The sequence below is a fragment of the Peribacillus sp. genome (assembly GCF_059453735.1).
The window spans coordinates 1-3953 of record NZ_JAZVJO010000014.1 but is presented as its reverse complement, the minus strand read 5'-3'; the positions used below and the strand labels follow the sequence as shown (position 1 = coordinate 3953).

The window sequence follows — 3953 nt, the reverse complement described above, 5'->3', positions numbered from 1 at the left end:
AGGATAATCTTTTTAAAAAAATTCATATTTTTCCCAAACACCTTTACCATTAGAATAGCTACCAAAACCGCAATGGTTATCGCAATTAATAATGAAATCCCGATTAAAACAGGGTCATCCGAAGCCATAAATAGACTTCCAATAATTGCCCCAAACCCAAGTAAACCAACAATTCCACCCGGCACAAAAAGCTCAAGAAGACATAAAATGACACCCAAGACAAACAACACAATCGTTTCATAACCAGCAGCACCTGCAATTAAATGACCATAAAAATATAAAAGCAGAGCGGTTATCCCAACAAACCCTGGGATACCAAATCCAGGTGAGAACAATTCAACCACTATCCCTATCGCTGCAATGGTTAACAATATCGGGATAATCAACGGATTAGTCAAGAACCTTGCTATTTTTTCAGCCATGCTCTCATCAATATAACGCACATCAGCGTCTCCAAGACCAAGCTTTGTTAACAGCTCTTCCTGATTTTTTACCGTCCCTTCACTATAGCCCGCCTTTAACGCTTGAGCTGCCGTAAACGTCAACAGTTTCCCTTTTTCAGCACCGTACTCAGGCAAATCGACATCTTCATCAGCCATGGCCTGAGCGTAAATTGGATTTCTGTTGTTTTGTTCTGCCGCTGTCCTCATTGCCGCGGTCCAGTAAGATTGAGCCTTCTTACCAGCTGTATTCCCAGCTGAGTCAATTACAGCAGCAGCACCCATCGTCGAATTAGGAACCATATATATTTTGTCCGCATTCAGTGAAATATAAGCTCCTGCAGACAACGCCTCATTATTTACAAAGGCCACACTTTCCACTTTCGAACTGGTCATTCGTTTTGCAATCTTCGCAGCCGAATCGACTCGTCCTCCTGGTGTATTAATTTCAAAAATAACCAGCTTTGCCTGATCCTCTTCAGCTTTATCAAGAGCACGGTCAATAAATGAAGATAACCCATCCTCAACCGTTTCCTCAATCAGAACAACATACACCAACTCATTTTTTGCTGACACAAAATTCGGCAGCAAAAATATAATCAGCAGGGCCGAGAGCGTGGTCAAACCTACCCATAGGCGTGCACTCAAGGAGATTCCCCCCTTTCACTAAAATAAATTAAGCCCTACCCATTAATACGAACCAAAAACAAAAAAGTTTCATTTTTAATTAAAAAGTGTAGCCGCCTCGTTCAGACCGCGAAGGAAATAGGGAACGAACCAAAAGGGCGCTCCTTCCCTTTTGAGGACACTCATCTTTTCCACAGCGGGCTAGGCGGCGCAACTAGACTAAAAAAGTGTAGACGCCTCCTCCGCGAAGAATTCAAATTGAGGCTTTATTGATATGTACTAGTATGTATAAAGTACTATGCTTTGAATAATTTTTCTTTGCAAAAGTATACTAATTCAGGGTAAAGCAAAAAACCACAGGCATATGCCTATGGTTTGGTTTTGAGATTAGGATAGATGTTGTTGTACTAATTTATTAATTAGAGAACCATCTGCTTTGCCTTTTAGCTTCGGCATTAAAGCTCCCATAACTCTCCCCATATCTGCTTTAGACGAAGCATTAATCTCTTCAATCGTTTCAGAAACGATGTTAGAGACTTCTTCCTCTGAGAGTTGCTTGGGCATATATGCCTCAACGTAACCTATTTCGATTCGGACTTTATCCACGAGATCTATACGACCGGCGTTTTCAAACTCTTGGAGGGAGTCTTTGCGTTGTTTTAATTCGCGAGAAAGTATCGTCAATTCTTCTTCTTCAGTTAGTTCACGGTCTGCTTTTTTAAGTGCTTCATTTTGAAGTGAAGACTTAAGCATCCGTATAACAGATAGTTGATCCTTGGCTTTATCTCTCATCGCTTGTTTCATATCATTATTTAAACGCTCGAGAAGACTCATATTTCCACCCTCTCTTAGAATTTACGTTTTCTAGCAGCTTCAGACTTCTTCTTACGTTTAACACTTGGTTTTTCATAGAACTCACGCTTCCTAGCTTCCTGAAGCGATCCTGCTTTAGATACAGTCTTTTTGAAACGACGAAGAGCATCTTCAAGTGATTCGTTTTTACGAACGACGGTTTTAGACATCTCTTTCCCTGCCTCCGAAAACAACACACTAATTCATAGTTGGCAACATGTTATAACATGTACTAAACCATTATAATATATGCATAACAACTGGTCAACTCAATAATAAGACAATTTTTTGAGAAATGATTGGATAATGCTTTATATATACCTTTTTTCTAAAAAATATTCAATAATCCAGCAAAAAAAGCATTTTTATCAAGCCCGTCCATAGACTATAGGAGGGGTGAAGTGCGTGCAGGTATTATTATTATTTCTCTTATATATTATTATGTTTTTAACTGGGATGTTTGTACTCCGCATTGGGTTATTTAATGCTGCTGGCGAGCGATTAAAATCATTTCTCGCTCTCGTGACAAATAAACCTTGGAAAGGCTTCCTAGCAGGTATTTTTTTTACCGGAATTCTCCAAAGCAGTTCAGCCGTTATGGTGATGGCAGTCGGATTAGTTGCAGCAAAAGCACTGACTTTTCCGCAAACAATTGGAATAATACTTGGCACCAATATCGGTTCGACCTTTACTACTGAGTTTATGGCTTTTCCAATGGATCGCTGGATTGTTCCCACCATCATTCTAGGAGCCGTACTTTGGCTAATTCCCCATCACTTACCTAAAAGCATCGGGACCGCGTTCATTGGAATCAGCGCCATTTTTGCGGCAATGGGAGGCTTCAAAACACTTGCTGGACCCATTTCAGCATTCCCAGCAGCTGCGGAAATGATTACGCTGATTGAAAATCACATAGGCTTTGCATTGCTAATTGGAGTAACGCTCACTGCAATTATTCATTCAAGTTCAGCTACCGTTGGTTTAGCCATGAGTTTTGTTGCCGCGGGAGACTTAAGTGTTTCCTCCGCTATTGTGATCATGCTGGGTTCTAACATCGGCACATGCATTACCGGCTACATGGCGAGTATCGGGTCAGGAAGAGAAGCCACTCTAACTGCTTATGCCCATATATGGTTAAATTTATTTGGTGTCCTGTCTTCTCTCCCATTTATCGGTCTCCTTGAAAACGCTACTGCCTACTTCACCACAGAAAAAGCACTTCAGCTTGCACATGCAAGCCTGTTCTTTAATCTGATAACATCACTTGCTGTCCTTCCTTTCGCAAAACAATATGCTCATTTTATTTTGCGGATACATGGAGGCAGAAGTTCCCTATAACAACAGAGAAATCAAGTTAACATACCCTTTAATGTATTCTATCTCCTTGTTTTGGTGAATAGATTATTTTCAATTAAAAAAAGCGCAGCTCTCTAAAATAGAGGGCTGCGCTTTTTACGGTATTCTTAGTAATCAGAATCAGCTGTAAGTCCTTTGATGATAGAAACACCAGCACTAGCGCCGATACGTGTTGCACCTGCTTCAATAACTTTGTTAGCATCTTCTGTATTGCGGACACCGCCTGAAGCTTTAACTCCAAGATCAGGTCCAACTGTTTTGCGCATTAACGCGATATCTTCAGGAGTTGCACCGCCTGTAGAGAATCCAGTAGATGTTTTCACGAAGTCAGCTCCTGCTTTAACAGCAAGTTCACAAGCGCGAATTTTTTCTTCCTCAGTTAATAAAGAAGTTTCGATGATAACTTTAGTCAGGGCTTTACCTTTAGCAGCAGCTACAACCGCACGGATATCACGTTCAACTAGCTCGTCATCTTTGTCCTTAAGCGCGCCGATGTTAATAACCATATCAACTTCATGTGCACCGTTTTCAATTGCATTTTGCACTTCAAATGCTTTTGTTTCTGGTGTATTAGCTCCTAGAGGGAATCCGATAACCGTACAAACCTTCACGTCAGACCCTTGAAGCTGTTCGCTTGAATATTTTACCCAAGTTGGGTTTACACAAACTGATGCAAAA

The 3953-nt window shown here is 40.8% G+C and carries 5 protein-coding genes; 1 reads left to right on the top strand and 4 read right to left on the bottom strand.

The annotated features are described in order from the left end of the window. From AC52RT_RS00525 to rpsU, 3 genes are all read right to left on the bottom strand, one after another. A partial coding sequence (locus AC52RT_RS00525) for an NfeD family protein (RefSeq protein WP_495538943.1) occupies positions 1 to 1088 on the bottom strand: 1088 nt, incomplete at its 3' end. 366 nt (positions 1089 to 1454) lie between these two features. After that, positions 1455 to 1901, bottom strand: a complete 447-nt coding sequence (locus tag AC52RT_RS00520; protein ID WP_340846482.1) for a GatB/YqeY domain-containing protein — start codon at positions 1899 to 1901, stop codon at positions 1455 to 1457. 14 nt (positions 1902 to 1915) lie between these two features. Continuing rightward, positions 1916 to 2089: a 30S ribosomal protein S21 gene (gene rpsU, locus AC52RT_RS00515; RefSeq protein ID WP_340846483.1), complete on the bottom strand. Its 174-nt coding sequence runs from the start codon at positions 2087 to 2089 to the stop codon at positions 1916 to 1918. 235 nt (positions 2090 to 2324) lie between these two features. Here rpsU and AC52RT_RS00510 point away from each other — a divergent pair, with 235 nt between their 5' ends. Beyond that, entirely contained in the window at positions 2325 to 3257 is a 933-nt protein-coding gene (locus tag AC52RT_RS00510; RefSeq protein WP_495538942.1) for a Na/Pi symporter, read from the top strand. 125 nt (positions 3258 to 3382) lie between these two features. Here AC52RT_RS00510 and deoC read toward each other — a convergent pair. Continuing rightward, positions 3383 to 3953, bottom strand: a 571-nt coding sequence (gene deoC, locus AC52RT_RS00505) for a deoxyribose-phosphate aldolase (protein WP_495538941.1), incomplete at its 5' end; no start/stop codon positions are given.